General features: G+C 69.1%; 20 protein-coding genes. 6 read left to right on the top strand and 14 right to left on the bottom strand.

The genetic code is table 11. The annotated features are described in order from the left end of the window. Positions 1–49: 49 nt before the first annotated feature. From ACJMKZ_RS13120 to grxD, 3 genes are read left to right on the top strand one after another with little or no spacing between them, the layout of a single operon-like run. Positions 50–259, top strand: a complete 210-nt coding sequence (locus tag ACJMKZ_RS13120; protein ID WP_405233655.1) for a DUF1289 domain-containing protein — start codon at positions 50–52, stop codon at positions 257–259. A gap of 6 nt (positions 260–265) precedes the next feature. Next, positions 266–652, top strand: coding sequence for a BON domain-containing protein (locus ACJMKZ_RS13115; RefSeq protein WP_405233654.1), 387 nt, complete (start codon positions 266–268; stop codon positions 650–652). A 47-nt stretch (positions 653–699) separates the two neighbouring features. Beyond that, entirely contained in the window at positions 700–1014 is a 315-nt protein-coding gene (grxD, locus tag ACJMKZ_RS13110) for a Grx4 family monothiol glutaredoxin (protein WP_405233653.1), read from the top strand. Between the two features lie 12 nt (positions 1015–1026). Here grxD and rnt read toward each other — a convergent pair whose 3' ends face one another. Together rnt and ACJMKZ_RS13100 are read right to left on the bottom strand one after the other, a co-directional pair. Beyond that, positions 1027–1674, bottom strand: coding sequence for a ribonuclease T (gene rnt, locus ACJMKZ_RS13105; RefSeq protein ID WP_405233652.1), 648 nt, complete (start codon positions 1672–1674; stop codon positions 1027–1029). Between the two features lie 5 nt (positions 1675–1679). Continuing rightward, a complete protein-coding gene (locus ACJMKZ_RS13100; protein WP_405233651.1) occupies positions 1680–3197 on the bottom strand; it encodes a M17 family metallopeptidase in 1518 nt (505 codons plus the stop codon). 178 nt (positions 3198–3375) lie between these two features. Here ACJMKZ_RS13100 and aceE point away from each other — a divergent pair, with 178 nt between their 5' ends. Genes aceE through lpdA form a run of 3 tightly spaced genes read left to right on the top strand, consistent with a single transcriptional unit; the run spans position 3376 to position 9794 of the window. Continuing rightward, positions 3376–6042, top strand: coding sequence for a pyruvate dehydrogenase (acetyl-transferring), homodimeric type (gene aceE / locus ACJMKZ_RS13095; protein WP_405233650.1), 2667 nt, complete (start codon positions 3376–3378; stop codon positions 6040–6042). Between the two features lie 10 nt (positions 6043–6052). Further along, positions 6053–7894 (top strand): dihydrolipoyllysine-residue acetyltransferase, encoded by a 1842-nt coding sequence (aceF, locus tag ACJMKZ_RS13090; protein ID WP_405233649.1) that lies wholly within the window; start codon positions 6053–6055, stop codon positions 7892–7894. Positions 7895–7934: 40 nt separating this feature from the next. Then, positions 7935–9794: a dihydrolipoyl dehydrogenase gene (lpdA, locus tag ACJMKZ_RS13085; protein ID WP_405233648.1), complete on the top strand. Its 1860-nt coding sequence runs from the start codon at positions 7935–7937 to the stop codon at positions 9792–9794. On the opposite strand, the gene ACJMKZ_RS13080 is transcribed toward lpdA, so the two are convergent. From ACJMKZ_RS13080 to metG, 12 genes are all read right to left on the bottom strand, one after another. Further along, positions 9791–10408 (bottom strand): HvfX family Cu-binding RiPP maturation protein, encoded by a 618-nt coding sequence (locus ACJMKZ_RS13080; RefSeq protein ID WP_405233647.1) that lies wholly within the window; start codon positions 10406–10408, stop codon positions 9791–9793. The two genes, lpdA and ACJMKZ_RS13080, sit on opposite strands and share 4 nt — an antisense overlap. A gap of 28 nt (positions 10409–10436) precedes the next feature. Further along, entirely contained in the window at positions 10437–11204 is a 768-nt protein-coding gene (locus ACJMKZ_RS13075; protein WP_405233646.1) for an HvfC family RiPP maturation protein, read from the bottom strand. Continuing rightward, complete coding sequence (locus ACJMKZ_RS13070) at positions 11197–12099, bottom strand: HvfB family MNIO-type RiPP peptide maturase (RefSeq protein ID WP_405233645.1); 903 nt, start codon at positions 12097–12099, stop codon at positions 11197–11199. Before ACJMKZ_RS13070 ends, ACJMKZ_RS13075 begins: the two co-directional genes overlap by 8 nt. A 121-nt stretch (positions 12100–12220) precedes the next feature. Next, complete coding sequence (locus tag ACJMKZ_RS13065; RefSeq protein WP_405233644.1) at positions 12221–12643, bottom strand: DUF1841 family protein; 423 nt, start codon at positions 12641–12643, stop codon at positions 12221–12223. Further along, positions 12643–13290 (bottom strand): endonuclease III, encoded by a 648-nt coding sequence (nth, locus tag ACJMKZ_RS13060; protein WP_405233643.1) that lies wholly within the window; start codon positions 13288–13290, stop codon positions 12643–12645. The genes ACJMKZ_RS13065 and nth overlap by 1 nt, the downstream gene beginning before the upstream one ends. Beyond that, positions 13287–14021: an electron transport complex subunit RsxE gene (gene rsxE, locus ACJMKZ_RS13055; RefSeq protein ID WP_405233642.1), complete on the bottom strand. Its 735-nt coding sequence runs from the start codon at positions 14019–14021 to the stop codon at positions 13287–13289. The genes nth and rsxE overlap by 4 nt, the downstream gene beginning before the upstream one ends. Continuing rightward, complete coding sequence (locus ACJMKZ_RS13050) at positions 14018–14659, bottom strand: RnfABCDGE type electron transport complex subunit G (protein WP_405233641.1); 642 nt, start codon at positions 14657–14659, stop codon at positions 14018–14020. Before ACJMKZ_RS13050 ends, rsxE begins: the two co-directional genes overlap by 4 nt. Further along, positions 14656–15699: an RnfABCDGE type electron transport complex subunit D gene (locus ACJMKZ_RS13045; RefSeq protein ID WP_405233640.1), complete on the bottom strand. Its 1044-nt coding sequence runs from the start codon at positions 15697–15699 to the stop codon at positions 14656–14658. Before ACJMKZ_RS13045 ends, ACJMKZ_RS13050 begins: the two co-directional genes overlap by 4 nt. Before the next feature lie 4 nt (positions 15700–15703). Continuing rightward, complete coding sequence (rsxC, locus tag ACJMKZ_RS13040; RefSeq protein WP_405233639.1) at positions 15704–17227, bottom strand: electron transport complex subunit RsxC; 1524 nt, start codon at positions 17225–17227, stop codon at positions 15704–15706. Beyond that, positions 17224–17739, bottom strand: coding sequence for an electron transport complex subunit RsxB (gene rsxB, locus ACJMKZ_RS13035; RefSeq protein ID WP_405233638.1), 516 nt, complete (start codon positions 17737–17739; stop codon positions 17224–17226). Before rsxB ends, rsxC begins: the two co-directional genes overlap by 4 nt. Before the next feature lie 3 nt (positions 17740–17742). Further along, positions 17743–18324, bottom strand: coding sequence for an electron transport complex subunit RsxA (rsxA, locus tag ACJMKZ_RS13030; RefSeq protein ID WP_405233637.1), 582 nt, complete (start codon positions 18322–18324; stop codon positions 17743–17745). A gap of 63 nt (positions 18325–18387) precedes the next feature. Continuing rightward, the gene (metG, locus tag ACJMKZ_RS13025; RefSeq protein WP_405233636.1) at positions 18388–20409 is read right to left on the bottom strand and encodes a methionine--tRNA ligase; all 2022 of its coding nucleotides are present in this window, start codon (positions 20407–20409) and stop codon (positions 18388–18390) included. Between the last annotated feature and the right edge of the window lies 1 nt (position 20410).

Raw genomic sequence — 20410 nt, 5'->3', positions numbered from 1 at the left:
ACATACGTATAATCCACTACAAATGTTTGATGATCGGCAGCCGCCAGGATTGGACCAGACAGTGATGAACGAGCCGCCGCCGAGACGCCCGGCCTCGCCCTGCGTGAATATCTGTACGCTGGACGAGCGGGACGTCTGCACGGGCTGTCTGCGCACCCTCGACGAAATCGGCGCCTGGTCCATGCTCAGCCCGGAAGAGCAATGGCGTGTCGTGGAGGCGCTGCCCGGCCGCGCCGCGGCGCGGAGGGCAGGCCCCTGAGGTCCCATGAACGCCGCGCGCTCCGCCACCCTCCTGCTTCCGCTCCTGCTGGCCGCCTTCGGCCTGACCGGCTGCACGGCCATGCTGATCGGCGACGGCCAGACGAGTGGCCGGGCGAATGGCCAGGCCGGCACCGCGACCGAGAGCGCCGCGGGGGCCGGCACCACGCGATCTATCGGCGATGCCGAGGTCACGGCCGCAGTACGCTCGAGGCTGGTGGCCGATACGTCTGTGGAGGCGACGGGCATCGATGTGATGACGGCCGCAGGGCGAGTGACGCTGAGCGGTTTCGTGGCGAGTTTCGCCGAGCGGGACAGAGCTGGCCGGCTGGCCGCCGCCGTCCCGGGAGTCTTGGCGGTGGACAACCGCCTCGCCGTGAAGGCGCGCCCTTAGCGAGTCAACAAGGGCAACTGAACCAGAGCAAAGGAGGTAGACGGGCAATGGACGTAATCGAAAGGATCAAACAGCAGATCAGCGAGAATCCGATCCTGCTGTACATGAAAGGGACGCCGGATTTCCCGCAGTGCGGTTTCTCCGCCCAGTCGGTGGCGGCACTGAAGGCCTGCGGAAAGGAATTCGCATATGTGAATATCCTGGAGGATCCGGAGCTGCGCGAGGCGCTGAAGAGCTACTCGAACTGGCCGACCTACCCCCAGCTCTACATCCGCGGTGAGCTCATCGGCGGGTCGGATATCGCCGTGGAGATGTACCACTCCGGCGAGCTCAAGCAGATGCTCGACGACGTCGCCGCCTGAGGGCGGCGGCGCTCAGCCGCCGGCCAGCGTGTCCCGATATACGCCCTGCACCCGGTTGACGATCTCGCAGAAGAGATCCGCTGTCCGTTCCGCGTCGTAGGCCGCGGAATGGGCCCGGGATTCGTCCCAGTCCAGCCCCGCGGCAGTCACCGCGCGCGCCAGAACCGTCTGTCCGAAGACGACGCCGCCCAGCGTCGCCGTGTCGAAGCTGGAGAACGGATGGAACGGGTTGCGCTTCAGCCCCGTCCGCCGTACCGCGGCATTCAGGAAACTCAGATCGAAGAAGGCATTGTGGCCCACCAGCACGGCCCGGGTGCAGCCGGTCTCGCGGATGGCCCGCCGCACTTCCCGGAACACCCGCTGCAGGGCGTCCCGCTCGTCGATGGCCGGGCGCAGCGGATGCCAGGGGTCGATGCCGTTGACGGCCAGCGACGCCGCCTCGAGATTGGCGCCGTCGAAGGGCTTCACGTGATAACGGTGAGTCTCGCTGCGTCCCATGCGCCCGGCGTCGTCCATCTCCAGCAGCACGGCGGCGATCTCGAGCAGCGCGTCGGTGTCCGCATTGAAACCGCCCGTTTCGACGTCGACCACCACCGGCAGGAAGCCGCGGAAGCGGTTGGCGACCGGCGCCGACTCGAACTGTTCGTTCGCTTTCCCCATGCGGGTCAGTTGCCGGGCCGGCCGGGCGTCTCGGCCAGGTCCAGCAGCAGGCCGAGCGTGTAACGGACCCCGAAGCCGGTGACCTTGGTGGGCGCGTGGCCCAGCCCGCCCTCGTGGCTCGAGGCACTGAGGTCGATGTGGATCCAGGTGCTCTGCCGGGGCACGAACTCCCGCAGCAGGGCCGCGGCCATGATGTGGTCGCCGGCGCCCGCCGGCAGGCATTGCTTCAGGTCCGCCACCTCGCTCTTCAGCTCGTCACGGAATTCGTCGGTGACCGGAAACGGCCAGACGCGCTCGCCGCTCGCCTCGCCGGCGCGCTTCAGCAGGGGATGCAGGGACGGACGGTTCGTGAATACGCCGCTGTAGCGCGTGGTGAGCGCGCTCACGCAGGTACCGGTGAGCGTCGCGTAATCGATGATCGTCGCGGGTCCCGCCTCGCCGGCCAGCGCCAGCGTGTCGGCGAGCACCATCCGGCCCTCGGCGTCCGTGTGGATCACCTGGATCGTCTTGCCGTTGACGGCTGTGACCACGTCCTGCTGTTTGTAGGCCCGGGGACCCGTACGGTTTTCGGTCAGCGCCAGCCAGCAGTCGACGGCGAACGGCGCCTCCAGCAGCGTCAGGGCGAGCAGGCTGCCGAGGGCGACGGCGGCACCCTGCATGTCTCCGTGCATGTCCAGCATGCCGCCGGCGGGTTTGAGATTCGTGCCGCCGGTATCGAAGACGATGCCCTTGCCGACCAGGGCGACGGCGGGGGCGTCGCCGGCGGCCTCCGGGCGCCAGGACAGACGGACGATGCCCGCATCCTCGTTGTCGTTACCGCGGGCGACGGCCAGGAACGCACCGGCTCCACGGTCCTCCAGTTGAGTCGTATCGAGGAACTCGTAGTGCCAGCCGTGCCGCTCGGCGAGTTCTGCGGCGGCGACCCGGAGAGCCCTGGCGTCACCCAGGTTGGGCGGCAACGCGGTCAGCCAGCGGGCCAGGTTGTTGCCCGCGGCCTCGGCCTGCACCCGGTCGGCGTCGATCCGTTCGGCCAGACCCAACAGTCTGATGGTGGAGAGCCGCCGCGGCTTCGGCGCCTTCTGCCGGAAGACCGGCAGGCGAAAGGCGGCGAGCAGCAGTGCCAGCAGCTGGTCGCGCACCACGGCAGCGGTGAATTCTTCGGGAAAGCCGCTCACGAGCACCGCGAGCCGTGCAGGATCTTCCGCCAGAGCGGCCTCCGCCAGTCGGCGTGCGGCCGTGCCGCGCTCGAAGGCACTCGCTTCCGGCGACACCATGGCCACCAGTACGGTGGTCTGCGCCTTGTTGTCCAGACGGCTCGTGACCAGCGGCACGTCGGATGCATCGCGACGGCGGGCGATCCTGCTCAGCCGGGCGCCCCGCGGCACGGCGGACCAGTCGCTCTCGCCCGCACCGCTCGGCAACACCACCAGCAGTTGATCGAGATTCTCGTAGTCCTTCAGCAGCGGCTTCTTCGTCGACTGGATGACGCGTATCGAAGAGTCCGGCGGCAGCACTGTGGCCATTCGAGGTTCCTCCGGGGCGCCTTGACCTGTCTCCGGCAAAGGTCGAACATACGCTCCCAACCTCTGGCGGGCGGAGCGGGGCGAAGAAGAAGCGCCATCCTAGCAGGTGACCTCCGCCAATTCATCACGGCCGCGGCGGCGGCGGATAAACGGCATCAGGCAAGAAACGGCATCAGGCATGAGTGCAAAAAGTCCTTTCGACGATACCGACCCGACAGAGACCCGGGAATGGCTCGAGTCCATCGACTCGGTGCTGAAGGTCCACGGCCCCGAGCGGGCCCATTTCCTGCTGAACCGGATGATCGACTTCGCACGCCGCTCCGGTGCCTATCTGCCGTACAGCCCGAACACCGCCTACCTGAATACCATCTCGCCGGGCCAGCAGCCGGAGTACCCCGGCGACCGCTCCCTCGAGCGGCGCATCGAGGCGTACATCCGCTGGAACGCGATGGCCATGGTCGTGCTCGCGAACCGGGCCAGCAGCGAATACGGCGGGCACATCGCCTCCTATGCGTCCTCGGCCACGCTCTATGAAGTGGGCTTCAATCACTTCTGGCGCGCGCCTTCCGAGCAGAACGGCGGCGACCTGGTCTTCATCCAGGGCCATTCCGCGCCGGGTATCTACTCGCGCGCCTATCTCGAGGGGCGTCTCACCGGCGCGCAGCTGCAGCGCTTCCGCATGGAGGTGGGCGGCGGCGGCCTGTCGTCGTATCCGCATCCCTGGCTCATGCCGGAGTTCTGGCAGTTCCCCACGGTATCCATGGGTCTCGGCCCGATGATGGCGCTGTATCAGGCCCGGTTCATGCGTTACCTGGAGCATCGCGGCCTGATCCCGGAGAGCGACCGCAAGGTGTGGTGCTTCCTCGGCGACGGGGAGATGGACGAGCCGGAGGCCATGGGTGCCATCACGATGGCCGTGCGCGAGGGACTGGACAACCTCATATTCGTCATCAACTGCAACCTGCAGCGCCTCGACGGACCCGTGCGCGGCAACGGCAAGATCATCCAGGAACTGGAGGCGGCGTTCGGCGGCGCCGGTTGGGACGTGATCAAGGTGATCTGGGGCTCGCGCTGGGACCCCCTGCTGGCCAAGGACACCGACGGCCTGCTCCGCCGCGTCATGGACGAGACGGTGGACGGCGAATACCAGGCCTATAAGAACAAGGGCGGCGCCTATACCCGCGAGCACTTCTTCGGCAAGTACCCGGAGCTGAAGGAGATGGTGGCCAACATGTCGGACGAGGAGGTCTGGCGTCTCAACCGGGGCGGCCACGATCCCATCAAGGTCTACGCGGCGTACGAGAAGGCCGTGCGCAGCAAGGGCCGTCCGACCGTCATCCTGGCCAAGACCGTGAAGGGCTACGGTATGGGCGAGTCCGGCGGCGAGAGCGCGAACCCCGCCCACCAGCAGAAGAAGCTGGACGACGAGGCGCTGAAGGAATTCCGCGACCGCTTCAACATCCCGGTCTCCGACGAGGACATTCCCAAGGTGCCGTTCTGCAGGCCGCCGGAGGACAGCGACGAGATAGAGTACCTGCACGAGCGGCGGCGGAAGCTGGGCGGTTACCTTCCGCAGCGCCGGACCCGCTCCGAATCCCTGCAGGTGCCACAGCTGGAGACCTTCTCGAGTCAGCTGGAGGGCACGGGCGAGCGCGAGGCCTCGACCACCATGGCGTTCATCCGCCTGCTGACGACGCTGATCCGGGATAAGAGCATCGGCAAGTACGTCGTGCCCATCGTCCCCGACGAGGCGCGTACCTTCGGCATGGAGGGCATGTTCCGCCAGGTGGGCATCTATTCCTCCAAGGGTCAGCTCTACACGCCCCAGGACGCCGACCAGCTGATGTACTACAAGGAAGACAAGAAGGGCCAGATCCTGGAGGAGGGCATCAACGAGGCCGGCTCGTTCTGCTCCTGGGCGGCTGCGGGCACGGCCTACAGCAATCACGACCGGCCGATGATCCCCTTCTACATCTTCTATTCCATGTTCGGCTTCCAGCGCATCGGCGACTTCATCTGGGCCGGCGGCGACATGCAGTCGCGGGGCTTCCTGATGGGCGGCACGGCCGGACGCACTACGCTGGCCGGCGAGGGTCTGCAGCATCAGGACGGACACAGCCTGGTGCTGTCGTCCACCGTGCCGAACTGCCTGTCCTACGATCCCACCTACGCCTACGAGCTGGCGGTGATCATCCAGGACGGGCTGCGGCGCATGCTGCACGAGCAGGAGAATGTCTTCTACTACATCACCTGCATGAACGAGAACTACGTCCATCCGCCCATGCCGAAGGGCGTGGAGGACGGCATCCTGAAGGGCTTGTACCTGCTGAAGATCGGCGGGCGGGGCAAGGTACGCGTGCAGCTGATGGGCGCCGGCACGATCCTGCGCGAGGTCATCGCCGCCGCCGAGCTGCTGGAGGAGGACTATTCCATACCGGCGGACATCTGGAGCGCCACCAGCTTCAATCAGCTGCGCCGCGACTGCCTGGAGGTGGAACGCTGGAATCAGCTGCACCCGGCCGAGGAGCCGAGGCGCAGCTACCTCGACCAGTGTCTGGCGGATAAGGACGGCCCCTTCATCGCGGCGACGGACTACATGAAGATCGTGCCGGACCAGATCCAGCGCTGGGTGCCGGGCCAGTACGTCACGCTCGGCACCGACGGCTATGGCCGCAGCGACCGCCGCTCCGCGCTGCGCCAGCACTTCGAGGTGGATCGCCGCTACATCGCGGTGACGGCGCTGAAAGCACTGGCCGACGAGGGCGCGCTGGATATGGAGACGGTCTCGGATGCCATCCGGCGCTACGACATCGATCCGGACAAGCCGGATCCGGTGACCCTCTGAGGGCGGCGCCATGGCTGAACGCAAGGAAATTCGCGTCCCCGATCTCGGCGACTTCTCCGATGTCGACGTCATCGAGGTGCTGGTCTCCGCCGGCGACACGGTCGAGGTGGAAGACGGCCTGATCGTGCTGGAGACCGACAAGGCGTCCATGGACGTCCCGAGCACCGCGGCCGGCAAGGTGGTCGAGGTCAGCGTCTCGTCGGGCGACACGGTGAACGAGGGCGACCTCATCGCCGTGGTCGAGACGAGCGGAGGCGGAGAGGAGGACTCCTCGGGCGACGAGGAGGCGAGCGCCGGCGACGGCAAGGCCGGCGCCACCGATGACGGGACCGACGCCGGAGACGGGAAGTCCCCTGCCGACGATGATCGATCCGGCGGCGGTGAGTCGGATGGCAGATCGGATGACAGATCGGGTGGAGAGTCGGGTGGCGATACGGTAGCCGAGCCGGGGCGGCGCAAGGTCGAGGTGCCGGACCTCGGCGACTTCGACGAGGTGGACGTGATCGAGGTCCACGTCGGCGAGGGCGACGAGGTGGCCGAAGAGGACCCGCTGCTGACCCTCGAGACCGACAAGGCCTCCATGGACGTTCCATCGCCGGCGGCGGGCCGCGTGGCGGAGGTCGTGGTGAGCGTCGGTGACAAGGTGAGTTCCGGCGACGAGATCCTGACGCTGCTGACCGGCAATGGCGCCGGTCAGGATGGCGGCGACGGCGACGAGACCGCGCAGGCCGATCAGGCGGACGAGACCGCCAGGGAAGCCGAGGCGGAACGCACGGTGGACGATGGCGAAGGCGGCGGCGAGGCCGACAGGAAACGCCGAGGGACGGAGTCGGCGGTGTCCCCCCGAAAGCAGGCCGGCAGCGGCCGCCGCGAGCGGGCCGATTCCGCCGACGAACGCCGGGACGTGCCCTCCGGATTCCCGGCCATCGACGAGGCGGGTTTCTCCCGCGCCCATGCGAGCCCGTCCGTCCGCAAGCTGGCGCGGGAGCTGGGCGTCGACCTGGTCCGTGTCGACGGCACCGGGCGCAAGGGCCGGATTCTGGCCGAGGACGTGAAGTCGTGGGTCAAGAAGACGCTGCAGGGCGGCGGCGAGGCCGCCGCGGGTGGCGCGCTGCCGTCGGTCCCGGAGGTGGATTTCGCGAAGTACGGTGACGTGGCGACCCAGCCGCTCGGCCGGATCCGCAAGATCTCCGCACGCCGGCTGCAGGCGTCGTGGCTGAACCTGCCCCACGTCACCCAGCACGACCTCGCCGACATCACCGAAATGGAGGAACGGCGCCAGGAACTGAAAGGCACGGCGGCGGAGCGCGGGATCAAGCTGACGCCGCTCGCGTTCATCATCAAGGCCTGCGTGCAGGCGCTGAAGGAGTTTCCGCGCTTCAACAGCTCCCTGCATCCGGACGGGGAACACCTGGTGTTCAAGCACTACTTTCATATCGGTTTCGCCGCCGATACGCCGAACGGCCTGGTGGTTCCCGTCATCCGGGACGCCGACCGCAAGGACGTCTACGAGCTCGCCGGCGATCTGGCGGAGCTGTCCGCCGCGGCGCGGGAAGGCAAGCTCAGCGCCGAGCAGATGCAGGGCGGCACCTTCACGGTCTCCAGCCTCGGCGGCATCGGCGGCACGGCTTTCACGCCGATCATCAATGCCCCGGAGGTCGCCATACTCGGCGTTTCCCGCTCGAGCATGCAGCCGGTCTGGAACGGGCGGGAGTTCAAACCGCGCCTGATGCTGCCGCTGTCGCTGTCGTACGATCACCGGGTGATCGACGGTGCGGACGCGGCCCGCTTCACCACCTGGCTGTCCGGCGCCCTGGGCGACGTCGGCGGTCTGCTCGAAGCCATCCCCTGAGCATGACCGCCATGACCAACACGATCACCGCCTCGGCGCCATGAGCGAAGACGGCCACATCATCCGCGTGCCCGATATCGGCGACTTCGACGAGGTCGACGTGATCGAGGTGCACGTGAGCGAGGGCGACGAGATCGCCGCCGAGGACCCCATCGTCACGCTGGAGACGGACAAGGCGAGCATGGACCTGCCGGCGCCCCGGGGCGGCCGGGTCGAGTCCGTGCTGGTGAAGACCGGCGACAAGGTCTCCGAGGGCAGCGAACTCCTGCGCCTGGCCGGCGCGGCTGACGAGGCGGAAGACGCGCCCCCCGACGACGGTGAGAGCGGAGAGAGCGACACCGATGAGGCCCGGACCGACGAGGCAGCGGTCGCGGAGGCCGAGGACGAAGCAGAAGCAGGAGAACGGGACGGGCAGGCGTCCGGCCCGGCAGACCGTTCGTCCCGCCGCCGCGAAGCGCCGAAGGCGGCCCGCGACGAGACCGACGCGGACCTGGAGACGGACCTCGTCGTGCTGGGCGCCGGGCCGGGTGGCTACGCGGCTGCGTTCCGCGCGGCAGATCTGGGCCTGCGGGTGACGCTGGTCGAGCGCTGGCCGGTGCTGGGCGGCGTCTGCCTGAACGTGGGCTGCATCCCCTCCAAGGCGCTGCTGCATGCCGCCCGGGTCATCGAGGAAGCCGCCGAGATGGGCGAGCACGGCATCCGCTTCGGCGAGCCCGAGATCGACGCCGCGCGACTCGGTGAATGGAAGTCCGGCGCCGTCAAGCGGCTCACCGACGGGCTCACCGGCCTGGCGAAGCAGCGCAAGGTGCAGGTGGTTCACGGCACCGGCCGCTTTCTGTCGCCCCATCGGCTGGCCGTGGAGAACGACGACGGCCGCCGGGTGATCGCGTTCGAGCACTGCGTCATCGCGGCGGGTTCCGAGCCCAGCCGCATCCCCGGCCTGCCGGACGACGAGCGCATCGTCGACTCGACCGGCGCGCTGGAGCTGGCGCCACTGCCCGAGCGCCTGCTGGTGGTGGGCGGCGGCATCATCGGACTGGAGATGGCCTGCGTCTACGACGCGCTGGGCGTGAAGGTCACCGTGGTGGAGCTGATGAAACAGCTGATGCCCGGGGCCGACCCGGACCTGGTGCGTCCGCTGGCGAAGCGCATGAAGAGCCGCTACGAGAAAATTTTGCTGGGCGTGAGCGTGTCCGGCATGGAGAGCCGGGAGGCCGGCGTCCGGGTCAGCTTCGAAGGCGAAGGCGCGCCGGAGCCGGGGCTCTGGGACCGGGTGCTGGTGGCCGTCGGCCGGCGGGCGAACGGCGACCGGCTGGACGCGGACAAGGCGGGCGTCGAGGTGGACGAGCGCGGCATCATCCCGGTGGACAAACAGATGCGCACGAACGTGCCGCACATCTACGCCATCGGCGATGTCGTCGGCCAGCCCATGCTGGCCCACAAGGCCACCCACGAGGGCAAGGTGGCGGCCGAGGCGGCGGCCGGCGAGAAGAGCGCCTTCGACGCCCGGGTGATCCCTTCGGTGGCCTATACCGATCCCGAGGTGGCCTGGGTGGGACTCACCGAGACGGAGGCGAAAGAGCAGGGGGTCGATTATGGCAAGGCCCAGTTCCCCTGGGCGGCCAGCGGGCGCTCACTGGCCATTGGGCGGGACGAGGGCTTTACCAAGCTCCTGTTCGACAAGTCGACCAACCGCCTGCTGGGTGCCGGTATCGTCGGCACCAACGCCGGCGACCTGATCGCGGAGACGGCGCTGGCCATCGAGATGGGCGCCGACGCGGCCGATATCGGCCTGACTATCCATCCCCACCCGACCCTTTCGGAGACCGTGGCCATGGCGGCCGAGGCCTGGGAGGGCACGCTGACGGATCTCTACATGCCGCGCAGTAAGGACCGCTAGGACGCAGTCACGGCCGCTCGCTGCGGCCGGAACCGTCTCGCGATCCAGTAATCGACGCTGGCGTAGCGGCCGGCGCCGGTGAAGAACAGCGCCAGCAGCATCACGAAGTAGGTGGCCGCCCACTCGATACCGTTGTTCGAGACCACCAGGCTGCCGGTCTCCGTCAGCCAGTCGTAGTTGCCGTGCTCGCGCAGCAGTTCCTTCGCCTTGTCCAGCCGTTGCATGGCGCCGTCGATGTTCTCTGCCGGGAACGGGCTCCTCGGGTCGTGCACGGCCTGCCAGCCGTTCTTCCAGTGCACGCCGAAGGCGGCCACCAGCATGGTCACCATCAGCGGGATGGAGATCCAGCGCACGGCGAAACCGATCAGCAGCAGGACGGCGCCGGCCACCTCCGCGCCGGTGGCCAGCCAGGCCATGAGCGTCGGGAACGGCAGTCCGAGTCCCCAGTCCGGGTTGCCGAACCAGCGGATGATGTCGTCCATGCTGGAGAGCTTGTTGGTGCCGGCCACCCAGAATACGGGCACCAGGTACAGGCGCAGCGCCAGCGGGCCCAGAAAGTCGACGGCCTTCGTGGCGTCCAGCAGGTTCTGCAGGCGGTTCAGCAATCCGATCATGAGTCTCTCTTTCTGCTTCGTCTGTGGTTCAGTCCCCGCGGACACCGAGGATGATATCCAGGCGCCCCATCTCCTCGAGCGTGTCGCGGGCGCCCGCGATCACGGCCTCCGGCTGCGGGTGGCCGATCTCCGCGGCGACGGTCTCGGCGAGTTCCCGGCCCGTGCGGCCGGCCTCGTTGTCGCGCGCCAGTTCGAACAGGCGCGCGGTGGCGGCGTTCAGTTCCAGGAAGCCCATGCGGTCGTCGAGCCGGCGATAGACCACCAGCCAGGTCGGTTGCGCATCGGGCTCCTCCGGCCGGAACTCCGGGCCGATGCGGTGTACCGGGAAGGGATAGCCGCACAGCCACGCGAGCGGCGAGACGACGGGTACGCCCGTCAGCAGATCCGCCGCCCGATCCACGCCGGCCAGGTCCGGGTCCTCCTCCTCGATGGACAGCGCCAGCCCCACCCACTCGTAGTGCGCCAGCGCATGCAGGAACGGAGGGTCGGCGGGCTCGTCGCGCTCGTGTTCCAGGAACTCGACGAACTCCCGGGGCATGTGCAGGAACAGGGGCGTGTGCGATTCGTGGCGGGCGATGAAGTCGCGCACCAGCGCGTTCCACTGGTCGTCGTCAAGGACGCGTCTGGTTACCCGGAAGGTGGCCGCGAGCAGCCCGGAGATATTGCCGAAGAAGAGGTCGCGGTAGATCGCGAGGCGGCGGTCCTCGATGCCGGCCGGCGCCGGGTTGGCTTTCGGGTCGCGGATGTGGGCCGCGAACTCGTACTGCTTGCGCTGGAAGGACGGGCGTTCAGACACGGGCGGCCTCCGCTTCGATGCCCGCCAGCGCCCCGGGCTCGCGCTGCAGCGTGCGCACCAGGCTGAGCTCGCCCAGCAACTCGTCCAGGGGCGGGAAGTTGAAGTCCCGTTCCAGCAGCGTCGGCAGCGGCCCCAGCCGTTCGTAGGTCTTCGCCAGCAGCCGCCATACGGGATCGCTGACCGCGGCGCCGTGGGTGTCCACGCGCAGGTCCTCGGCCTCCACGTAGTGCCCTGCCACGTGCAGGTAGGCAACGCGCTCGTCCGGCATGGCCGCCAGGAAGTCCTCCGCGTCGTAGCCGTGGTTGATCGCGTTCACCACGATGTTGTTCACGTCCAGCAGCAGATCGCAGTCGGCTTCCTCCAGCACGGCGCGCACGAACTCCGCCTCGCTGAGCGAGCGGTCCGGGGCGGCGTAGTAGGAGACGTTCTCCACCGCGATGCGCTGGCCCAGAATCTCCTGGGCGCGGCGGATGCGCGCGGCGACGTAGTGCACGGCCTCCTCGGTGAACGGGATGGGCATCAGGTCGTAGAGGTGCCCGTCGTCGCCGCAGTAACTCAGATGCTCGGAGTAGAACGTGATGCCGTGCCGGTCCATGAAGCGGCGGATGCGCCGGAGCAGGTCCTCGTCCAGGGGAGAGGGCGCGCCCAGCGACAGCGACAGGCCGTGCAGGGTCACGGGATAGCGTTCGGTGAATTCGCGGAAGCGCCGCCCCTGCCGGCCGCCGACCCCGATCCAGTTCTCCGGCGCCACCTCCAGGAAGTCGATCTCTTCGGGCTGCCGCTCCCACAGCGACTGCATGAGGCCCCGCCTCAGGCCGAGGCCGGCGCCTGCGGGGATGTCGCGCTGCGCGCTGCCGTTCGGCGTCCCGGTTTCCTGCCGTGCTGTCTCCGTCATCGTCCTTTCCGTCTTCCTGTCTGCCGTGCCGCTGTCGTCGTCATCCGGTTCATCGCGTTCCGGTCCGTCGTCATCACAGAGGACCGGCCGCGCCGGCCGTATATTTCACCGCCGCAAGCGATCAGGTCAGCCGGCGCAGTCGCTCGAGATAGGCACTCTCCTCCGGCGCCGTGCCGGCGCGCTGGGCCTCCCAGAGCGCTTCCGCCAGGCATTCGATCATGCGGTGTTCGGCCTCGTGGGCGTTGCCGAGCCGTGCGGCCAGCCCGTCGAACACGGTGCGCACGCCGGCCGGCCGGTCCGTGGCCACCTGCTCGCGCAGAGCCATGTGCAGCCCCATGTGCAGAAACGGATTGGCAGCCCCGTCCGCACCCGTGTAATCCCGCGCGAGCCCCGGGTCGGCCAGGGCGTCGTGATACTCCGGGTGGGCGGCCACCACGTCGGCGATCTGCGCCTCCAGCGCGCTCATCGGCCGGGACTCCGTGGCCTTCTGCCAGGCCTCGGCATACATGCGCCGGAGTTCGTCGCGGTCCTGGCCGAACAGCATCAGGCCGCCTCCGGCGACTCGGTCTTGTGGCGGTACTCGCAGAGGTCGGCGATGATGCAGTTCGGGCAGTCGGGCTTGCGCGCCTTGCACACGTAGCGCCCGTGCAGGATCAGCCAGTGGTGGGCGTCCTTCAGGAACTCCTGCGGCGTCAGCCGGCTCAGCCGCTTCTCCACCTCCAGCGGCGTCTTTCCTTTGGCCAGCCCGGTGCGATTGGCGACGCGGAAGATGTGGGTATCCACAGCGATCACGGGCTCGCCGAAGGCCGTATTCAGGATCACGTTCGCGGTCTTGCGGCCGACCCCGGGCAGGGCTTCCAGCGCCGCCCGGTCGCGGGGCACCTCGCCCTCGTGTTCCTCCATCAGGATCCGGCAGGTCCCGATGATGTTCTTCGCCTTGCTGTTGTACAGGCCGATGGTGCGGATGTAGCGGGACAGCCCGTCGACGCCCAGCGCGAGAATGTCCGCCGGCGTATCGGCCACCGGGAAGAGTTTCCGGGTGGCCTTGTTCACGCCGACGTCGGTTGCCTGGGCCGAGAGTATGACCGCGACCAGGAGCTCGAAGGGCGTGGAATACTCGAGCTCGGTGGTGGGGTGGGGATTGGCATCCCGCAGCCGCCGGTAGATGGCCGTGCGCTTGTCCCGGTTCATTGCACGCCGTCCGGGGCTGTCAGCGCCGGGACGGATCGCCGGCGGCTGTCCAGGAAGTTCTTGCCGGCCACCAGCAGGGCGAGGGTCAGGAATGCGCCCGGCGGCAATATGGCCAGCAGGAAGCCGCCACCGGCGCCCGCCTGGTCGGACGGCGCGGCTACCGCGCCGGTCAGCAGGTGCCAGTCGGCGAACAGGGTGCCGCGGCCGACCAGCTCGCGGATGCCGCCGACGACGACCAGCACCCAGGCGAAGCCGAGGCCCATCACCAGGCCGTCGGCGGCGGCGGGCAGCGGCGGCTGACGCGAGGCCACGGCCTCTGCGCGCGCGACGATGGCGCAATTGGTCACGATCAGGGCGATGAAGATGCCGAGCGCCCGGTCCAGCGCGGGAAACCAGGCCTCGAAGATCATCTCCACGCAGGTCACCAGCGAGGCGATGACCAGCACGTAGACTGCGATGCGGATCTCGCGGGTGAGCGAGCGTCGCAGCAGGGAGACGAGCGCGTTGGTGGCGGTCATGACGAACACGGTGGCCAGCCCGAGTCCGAGTCCGTGCACGGCGCCCGTGGTCACCGCCAGCAGGGGGCAGAGGCCCAGCAGCTGCACCAGCCCCGGGTTGTTGTCCCAGAGTCCGTTGCGCAGCCACTTACCGCGGCCGGCGGCGGGCACAGCGGCGCTCTCCCCGGTCGGGTCGCTTTGCTGGCCGACGGTGGCGGCGTCGGTCTGGCTCATCCGGCGTCCTCCCGCACGCGTTTCTCGAGATCATCCCGGTGAGCGGCGAAGTATAACAAGGTGGATTTCACCGCCCGGACCACTGCGCGGGGCGTGATGGTGGCGCCGGTGAATTGCTCGAAACGGCCACCGGAACGCCGCAGCGCCCATTCGTCCGCGGGCGGATCGCCGAGGGAGAGTCCCGCGAAGCGGCGGATCCAGTCGGAACGGGAGGCCTCGATGCCGTCGCCGAGGCCGGGCGTCTCCCGGTGCTCGAGCACCCGCACGGCGGTGAGGGTGCCGTCGGGACGAAGGCCGATCAGTAGCCGGATGGGACCGGAGTAGCCATCGGCCGACACTTCGAAGATCCAGGCGCTGGTCCGCTCGCGGTCCAGTGCCCGGTAGACCAGGGCGGGCTGCCTCCCCGGCAGTTCGTGGGGCGGCTCGAAGCGCAGCGGGTCGTCCAGGGTGATGCGGTCCCACGCCACGCCCTCGAGCAGCGGCGCGAAGCGCTGCTGGCGCAGGGCGGCGCGGTTCTCCGCGATACGCTCCCGGGTGAGTTCCCAGGTCAGCGAGACCGCGCCCGCGCAGAACGCGGCGAACACGGCCAGCACCAGGCCCGTGCGCCAGGGCGGCAGGCTGGCCGGCCGGTCGCTCACGGCGAGCGCCCGTGGCCCGCGATGCGCGGGCGCGTGTAGCGGTCGATGGCGGGGACGGCCATGTTCATGAGCAGCACGGCGAAAGCCACCCCATCCGGGTAGCCGCCCCAGGTCCGGATCGCCCAGGTGAAGAGACCGATGCCGAAGCCGTACAGCAGGCGGCCGGCGGGGCTGGTGGCCGCCGAGACGGGGTCCGTGGCGATGAAGAAGGCGCAGAGCAGCGTGGCGCCGCTGAACAGGTGGAAGCCGGGGGTGGGAGCGAGGCCGGGTTGCAGGATCGAGGCGATGGTCGCGGGTACCAGCACGCCGGCGAGCACCGCCACCGGGATGTGCCAGCGGATGATCCCCCGGTACAGCAGCCAGAATCCGCCGAGGGCGATGAAGTTGTCGATCCACTCCCAGCCGCGGCCGCCGAAGTCGCCGAACAGGGGGTTGCTGCGGATCTCGGCGAAGATCTGCATCTCCCTCAGGCCCTCGCGTACCGAGTCCAGCGGCGTCGCCCGGGTGATCGCGTCCAGCGTGACACCCTCCGGCAGGCGCCCCGCCAGCACGTAGCCGAGGGATTCCAGCAGCGACAGGCCCTCATAGTCCAGGTCGCCCATGCGGGGCGGCAGCCAGGCGGTCATGGCCACGGGGAAGGACAGCAGCACCGCCACGTAGCCGGCCATCGCCGGATTGAAGACGTTGTAGCCCAGGCCACCGTAGAGATGCTTGGCGAACACCATCGCGAATACGGAGCCGGTGGCCGTGACCCACCAGGGCGTGAGCGGGGGCAGGGCGAAGGCGAGAAGCACCGCCGTCACCACCGCGCTGTAGTCTTCCAGCGCCGGGGCGACCGGCACGCCGCGCAGGCGCAGGATCAGCGCCTCGCTGCCCAGGCAGAAGACCGCGGCGACCAGCACGTTGAACAGCAGGCCGGGACCGAAGAACCAGACGTAGACCGCGGCCGCGGGCGCGAGCGCATACAGGACCTGGCGCATCACGGCGGCCACGCCGGTTCGCGGGCGGAGCAGCGGCAGGCGGACCGTACCGAAACGCACCGTCTCAGCCCTCGTCGTCGCGGCCGCTGCGGCGGCGTTCGAGGATCTCCCGTATCGCCTCGGCGCCGGCCTGGCGCCGGACGTCCTCCTGGCGTTCCCTGGCGGCCTGCTGGCGCTCGGAGAGCCGCCGCTCCCGGGCCTCGAAGCGGTGCCGTGCCCGCTCGGCCTTGCGCCGCTCATGGGCCTTCAGCCGCAGTGCTGCCTTGGCCCGGCGGAAACTCCCGGTGAGCGGGATGTGACTCGGGCACACCAGGTCGCAGCAGCCGCATTCGATGCAGTCGTCGAGCCCGAACAGGGCCAGGGCCTGCTCATCGGCGGGGCCGCCGTGGCCGGCGTGGCGATGGAGCTGTTGGGGCTGCAGCCGCACCGGACAGACCCGGGCGCACTCGCCACAGCGTATGCAGGGGCGCTCCGGTTCGCCGGAGACGGCAGGCGGCTCGCGCGTGAACAGCAGACAGTTGGTCGCGCCGCCCACCGGGAAGTCGTCGTGAGGCAGCGACACCCCGGTCATCGGACCGCCCATGATCAGGCAGGCGGCCTGCTCCGTGTAGCCGCCGGCGGCGAGCGCCAGTTCGGCGATCGGCGTCCCGAGCCGCACCCGGTAGTTGCCCGGCTCGGCGATCCCCTCGCCGGTGACGGTGACCACCCGGCTGACGAGGGGTTCGCCGCTGGCGGCGAGGCGCGCTACGGCCTCGGCGGTGCCCACGTTGTGGACCAGGTAGCCGACGTCGGTGGGCAGGCCGCCGCTCGGGACCTCCCGGCCGGTCAGCAGCCTGACCAGCTGATCCTCGCCCCCGGAGGGATAAACCGTGGGCAGCTGGACCAGCCGGATGCCCTCCGGCGCGTCTGCGACGGCGGCCTTCATGGCCTGCCAGGCCTCGGGCTTGTCGCTCTCGATGGCCACGATGCATTCGCGGATGCCGACGATGGTCAGCATCAGACGGGCGCCGGCGACGATGTCGGCGGCCTGCTCCCGCATCAGCCGGTCGTCGCAGCTGATACAGGGCTCGCACTCGGCGCCGTTCAGTATCAGCGCCTCCAGGCCTTGTCCCAGCCCCTCGGCAAGCTTTGGCGCCGTCGGATAGGCCGCGCCCCCCAGTCCGAGGATGCCTGCCGCCTCGACGGCGCCGGCGAGTGCGGCCGGGTCGCGGGTGACGGAGTCCGGCAGGGGGCGGCAGTCCTCGTGGAGGCGGTCGTCGCCGTCCGTATCGATCAGGATGCAGGGCAGCGTCGCCCCGTCCCGCGCCGGCACCGGCCGGTCCTCGATGGCGGCGACGGTCCCGGACGAGGCGGCATGCACGTTGGCGCTGACCGGCGGACGGCCTTCGGCGATGCGCTGGCCCCGGGCCACCCGGTCTCCCGCGGCGACCAGCGGTCGGGCGAGAGAACCGGCCTTGCCGCCGAGCGGCATGATCAGGCGCGCCGGCACGGCCGCCTCCCGGATGGGTGCGCCGGTGGAGCGCGCCTTCTGCGCAGGCAGGCGGAGCCCGCCGTGCAGGCGCGACAGGCCTTCCGTCGGCGCGGTCATGAGCCGCCGCCCGGCGGCGGGCGGACGGGCACCAGGTCGATACAGTCCACCGGACACGGATCCAGGCACAGCTCGCAACCCGTGCACTCGCGCTCGATCACGGTATGCAGGTACTGGGGCGCGCCGACGATGGCATCCACGGGGCAGGCCGGCAGACAGCGGGCGCAGCCGATGCACTCGGCCTCCCGGATGACCGCCACCCGGGGTTCGGGCTCGGTGCCGCGGGCCGGATCCAGGGGCAGCGCCTCTCGTCCCAGCAGTTCCGCCAGCGCATGGATGGTCTGCTCGCCGCCGGGCGGGCACTGGTTGATCTCGGCGCTGCCGTCTGCGATCGCCCGGGCATAGGGGCGGCAGCCGGGGTAGCCGCACTGGGCGCACTGGGTCTGGGGCAGTATCGCGTCGATGCGCTCGACCAGCGGCTCCTCGTCAGCCGGCAGCCGCCGTGCCGCCCAGGCCAGGCCGAAGCCGGCGGCGAAGGCCGGGATCGCGAGCGTGAGTACGGCGCCGAGCATGCGTCAGAGCCCCGCGAAACCGGAGAAGCCCATGAAGGCCAGCGACATGATGCCCGCCGTGACCAGCCCGATGGCCGCGCCGCGGAAGGCGGCGGGCACCGGCGCGGTCGCCAGGCGCCCGCGGATCTCCGCGAACAGCACCAGCACCAGCGCGAAACCGGCCGCCGCGCCGAGGCCGTAGGCGACCGACTGGGCGAAACTCTCCGCCTGACGGGTATTCAGGAGGGCCACGCCCAGCACTGCGCAGTTGGTGGTGATCAGCGGCAGGTAGATGCCGAGCACCCGGTGCAGCAGGGGGCTCAGGCGCCGCACCATGATCTCGGTGAACTGCACCATGCAGGCGATGACGAGGATGAAGGCCAGGGTGCGCAGATACTCCAGCCCGAAGGGCACGAGTATCCAGGTCTCGGCCAGGTAGCTGACCGCCGACGACAGCGTGAGCACGAAGCCGGTGGCGAGGGCCATGCCGGCGGCGGGCTCCACCCGCGTGGAGACGCCCATGAACGGGCACAGGCCGAGGAACTTCACGAGAACGAAGTTGTTGACCAGTACCGTGGCGACGATGATCAGGAGAAGATCGGTCATGTCCGGGACCCCGAGTGTCCCGCTATTGTAGAGGCTCGCGCCGACGCCTTCAGGCGATCGGCGCTACTTGACGCGCATGCCGGGCTCGGCGCCGTCGTCCGGCGAGAGCAGGAAGATGTCCTCGCCCCCCGGGCCGGCGGCCAGCACCATTCCCTCCGAGGTGCCGAAGCGCATCTTGCGCGGTTTCAGGTTGGCGACCAGCACCGTCAGCCGGCCCTCCAGCGCCGCGGCGTCATAGGCCGACTTGATGCCGGCGAAAACGGTCTTCTCGCCGCTGCCGGTGTCGAGTGTGAGGCGCAGCAGCTTGTCGGCGCCCTCCACGTGCTCGGCCTTCAGGATCCGGGCCACGCGGAGGTCCACCTTCATGAAGTCGTCGATAGTGATCTCGTCGTTCTCGGGCGCTGCGGGCTCGGTTTTCTTTGCCGCGTCGCTGTCGCCGCCCTGGCGCGAGTCGTCGATCATGGCGTCCACCTGTTTGCGATCGATGCGTGTGATCAGGGGTTCGTAGCGTTCGATGGCCCTGCCGAGTAGCGGCCGGACCGCGTCGTCCCAGGACCATTCGTCCTCGCGGAACTGCTCCGCGGCCCTCGCCGCCAGTTGTGGCAGCACCGGCTGGAGCCAGACCATCAGCATGCGGAACAGGTTCAGGCCCTGGGTACAGATGCCCCGGACCTCGGGCAGCCGCTCGGCGTCCTTCGCCAGTATCCAGGGTTTGTGAGTGTCGATGTACTGGTTGGCCCGGTCCGCCAGCGCCATGATCTCGCGCATGGCATGGCCGAACTCCCGCGCCTCGTAGCGGGCGGCGATGTCCTCGCCGCGGGCGGCGAATTCGGCGTAGAGCGCCGGGTCTGGCAGCTCGGCGGCCAGCTCGCCGTCGAAGTGCTTCGTGATGAAGCCCGAGCAGCGGCTGGCGATGTTCACCAGCTTGCCCACCAGGTCGGAGTTCACCCGGGCCACGAAGTCGTCCAGGCTGAGATCGATGTCGTCGGTGCCCGGGCCGAGTTTCGCCGCGTAGTAGTAGCGCAGATATTCAGGCGCCAGGTGGGCGAGATAGGTGCGGGCATTGACGAACGTGCCCCGGGACTTCGACATCTTCTCGCCGTTGACGGTGAGGAAGCCGTGGGCGAACACGCCATCCGGCGTGCGGTAGCCGGAGCCGTGCAGCACGGCCGGCCAGAACAGCGCGTGGAAATACACGATGTCCTTGCCGATGAAGTGATAGAGCTCGCCATCGGCATCGGCGCCCCACCAGGCGTCGAAATCGAGCCCCTCCCGGTCGGCCAGGTTGCGGAAGCTCGCCATGTAGCCCACGGGCGCGTCCAGCCAGACGTAGAAGTATTTGTCTTCGGTACCCGGGATGCGGAAGCCGAAGTAGGGCGCATCACGGGAGATGTCCCAGTCCTGCAGGCCCTTGTCGAACCACTCCTCCAGCTTGCGTACCACGCCGGAGTCGAGCTGGGAGGCGGCCATCCAGCGGCGCAGGAAATCCTCGAAGCGGGAGAGGCGGAAGAAGTAGTGCTCGCTGTCCCGGTACACCGGGGCGGTGTTCGAGAGGATCGAGACGGGATTCTTCAGGTCCCGGGGCGTGTAGGTGCTGCCGCAGGCCTCGCAGTTGTCGCCGTGCTGGTCGGGCGCGCCGCACACCGGGCATTCGCCGCGCACGAAGCGGTCCGGGAGGAACATGCCCTCCTTCTCGTCATAGGCCTGGTTGACCACCTCGGTGTAGATGTAGCCGGCTTCCTGCAGCCGCTCGTACATGTCGGTGACGATGGCCTCGTTCTCCGGCGTGTGGGTCGAGTAGTAGTTGTCGAACTCGATCTGGAAGTCGCCGAAGTCGCGCTCGTGCTCGGCCGTCATGCGCTCCACCAGCGTCTCGGGGCTGATGCCGTCCCGACGGGCGCGGATCATGGTGGGCGTGCCGTGGGCATCGGTGGCGCAGACGTAGCGGCAATCGTGCCCGCGGTGCTTCTGAAAGCGCACCCAGATGTCGGTCTGCAGGTACTCCACGAGATGGCCCAGGTGGATGGAGCCGTTGGCGTAGGGCAGGGCGCTGGTAACGAGTAGCTTGCGGCGTTGTTCGGCCATT

The sequence above is a fragment of the Lentisalinibacter salinarum genome, from assembly GCF_040706555.1.
GTDB lineage: Bacteria > Pseudomonadota > Gammaproteobacteria > Steroidobacterales > Woeseiaceae > Lentisalinibacter > Lentisalinibacter salinarum.
This window is presented reverse-complemented; position numbering and strand designations above follow the sequence as displayed.

Bases quoted from the DNA above. Each gene is read 5' to 3' on its own strand.
- ACJMKZ_RS13115 (WP_405233654.1), top strand. From the start codon at position 266: ATGAACGCCGCGCGCTCCGCCACCCTCCTGCTTCCGCTCCTGCTGGCC.
- grxD (WP_405233653.1), top strand. From the start codon at position 700: ATGGACGTAATCGAAAGGATCAAACAGCAGATCAGCGAGAATCCGATC.
- rnt (WP_405233652.1), bottom strand. From the start codon at position 1,674: ATGGGGAAAGCGAACGAACAGTTCGAGTCGGCGCCGGTCGCCAACCGC.
- ACJMKZ_RS13100 (WP_405233651.1), bottom strand. From the start codon at position 3,197: ATGGCCACAGTGCTGCCGCCGGACTCTTCGATACGCGTCATCCAGTCG.
- aceE (WP_405233650.1), top strand. From the start codon at position 3,376: ATGAGTGCAAAAAGTCCTTTCGACGATACCGACCCGACAGAGACCCGG.
- aceF (WP_405233649.1), top strand. From the start codon at position 6,053: ATGGCTGAACGCAAGGAAATTCGCGTCCCCGATCTCGGCGACTTCTCC.
- lpdA (WP_405233648.1), top strand. From the start codon at position 7,935: ATGAGCGAAGACGGCCACATCATCCGCGTGCCCGATATCGGCGACTTC.
- ACJMKZ_RS13080 (WP_405233647.1), bottom strand. From the start codon at position 10,408: ATGATCGGATTGCTGAACCGCCTGCAGAACCTGCTGGACGCCACGAAG.
- ACJMKZ_RS13070 (WP_405233645.1), bottom strand. From the start codon at position 12,099: ATGACGGAGACAGCACGGCAGGAAACCGGGACGCCGAACGGCAGCGCG.
- ACJMKZ_RS13065 (WP_405233644.1), bottom strand. From the start codon at position 12,643: ATGCTGTTCGGCCAGGACCGCGACGAACTCCGGCGCATGTATGCCGAG.
- nth (WP_405233643.1), bottom strand. From the start codon at position 13,290: ATGAACCGGGACAAGCGCACGGCCATCTACCGGCGGCTGCGGGATGCC.
- rsxE (WP_405233642.1), bottom strand. From the start codon at position 14,021: ATGAGCCAGACCGACGCCGCCACCGTCGGCCAGCAAAGCGACCCGACC.
- rsxC (WP_405233639.1), bottom strand. From the start codon at position 17,227: ATGACCGCGCCGACGGAAGGCCTGTCGCGCCTGCACGGCGGGCTCCGC.
- rsxB (WP_405233638.1), bottom strand. From the start codon at position 17,739: ATGCTCGGCGCCGTACTCACGCTCGCGATCCCGGCCTTCGCCGCCGGC.
- rsxA (WP_405233637.1), bottom strand. From the start codon at position 18,324: ATGACCGATCTTCTCCTGATCATCGTCGCCACGGTACTGGTCAACAAC.
- metG (WP_405233636.1), bottom strand. From the start codon at position 20,409: ATGGCCGAACAACGCCGCAAGCTACTCGTTACCAGCGCCCTGCCCTAC.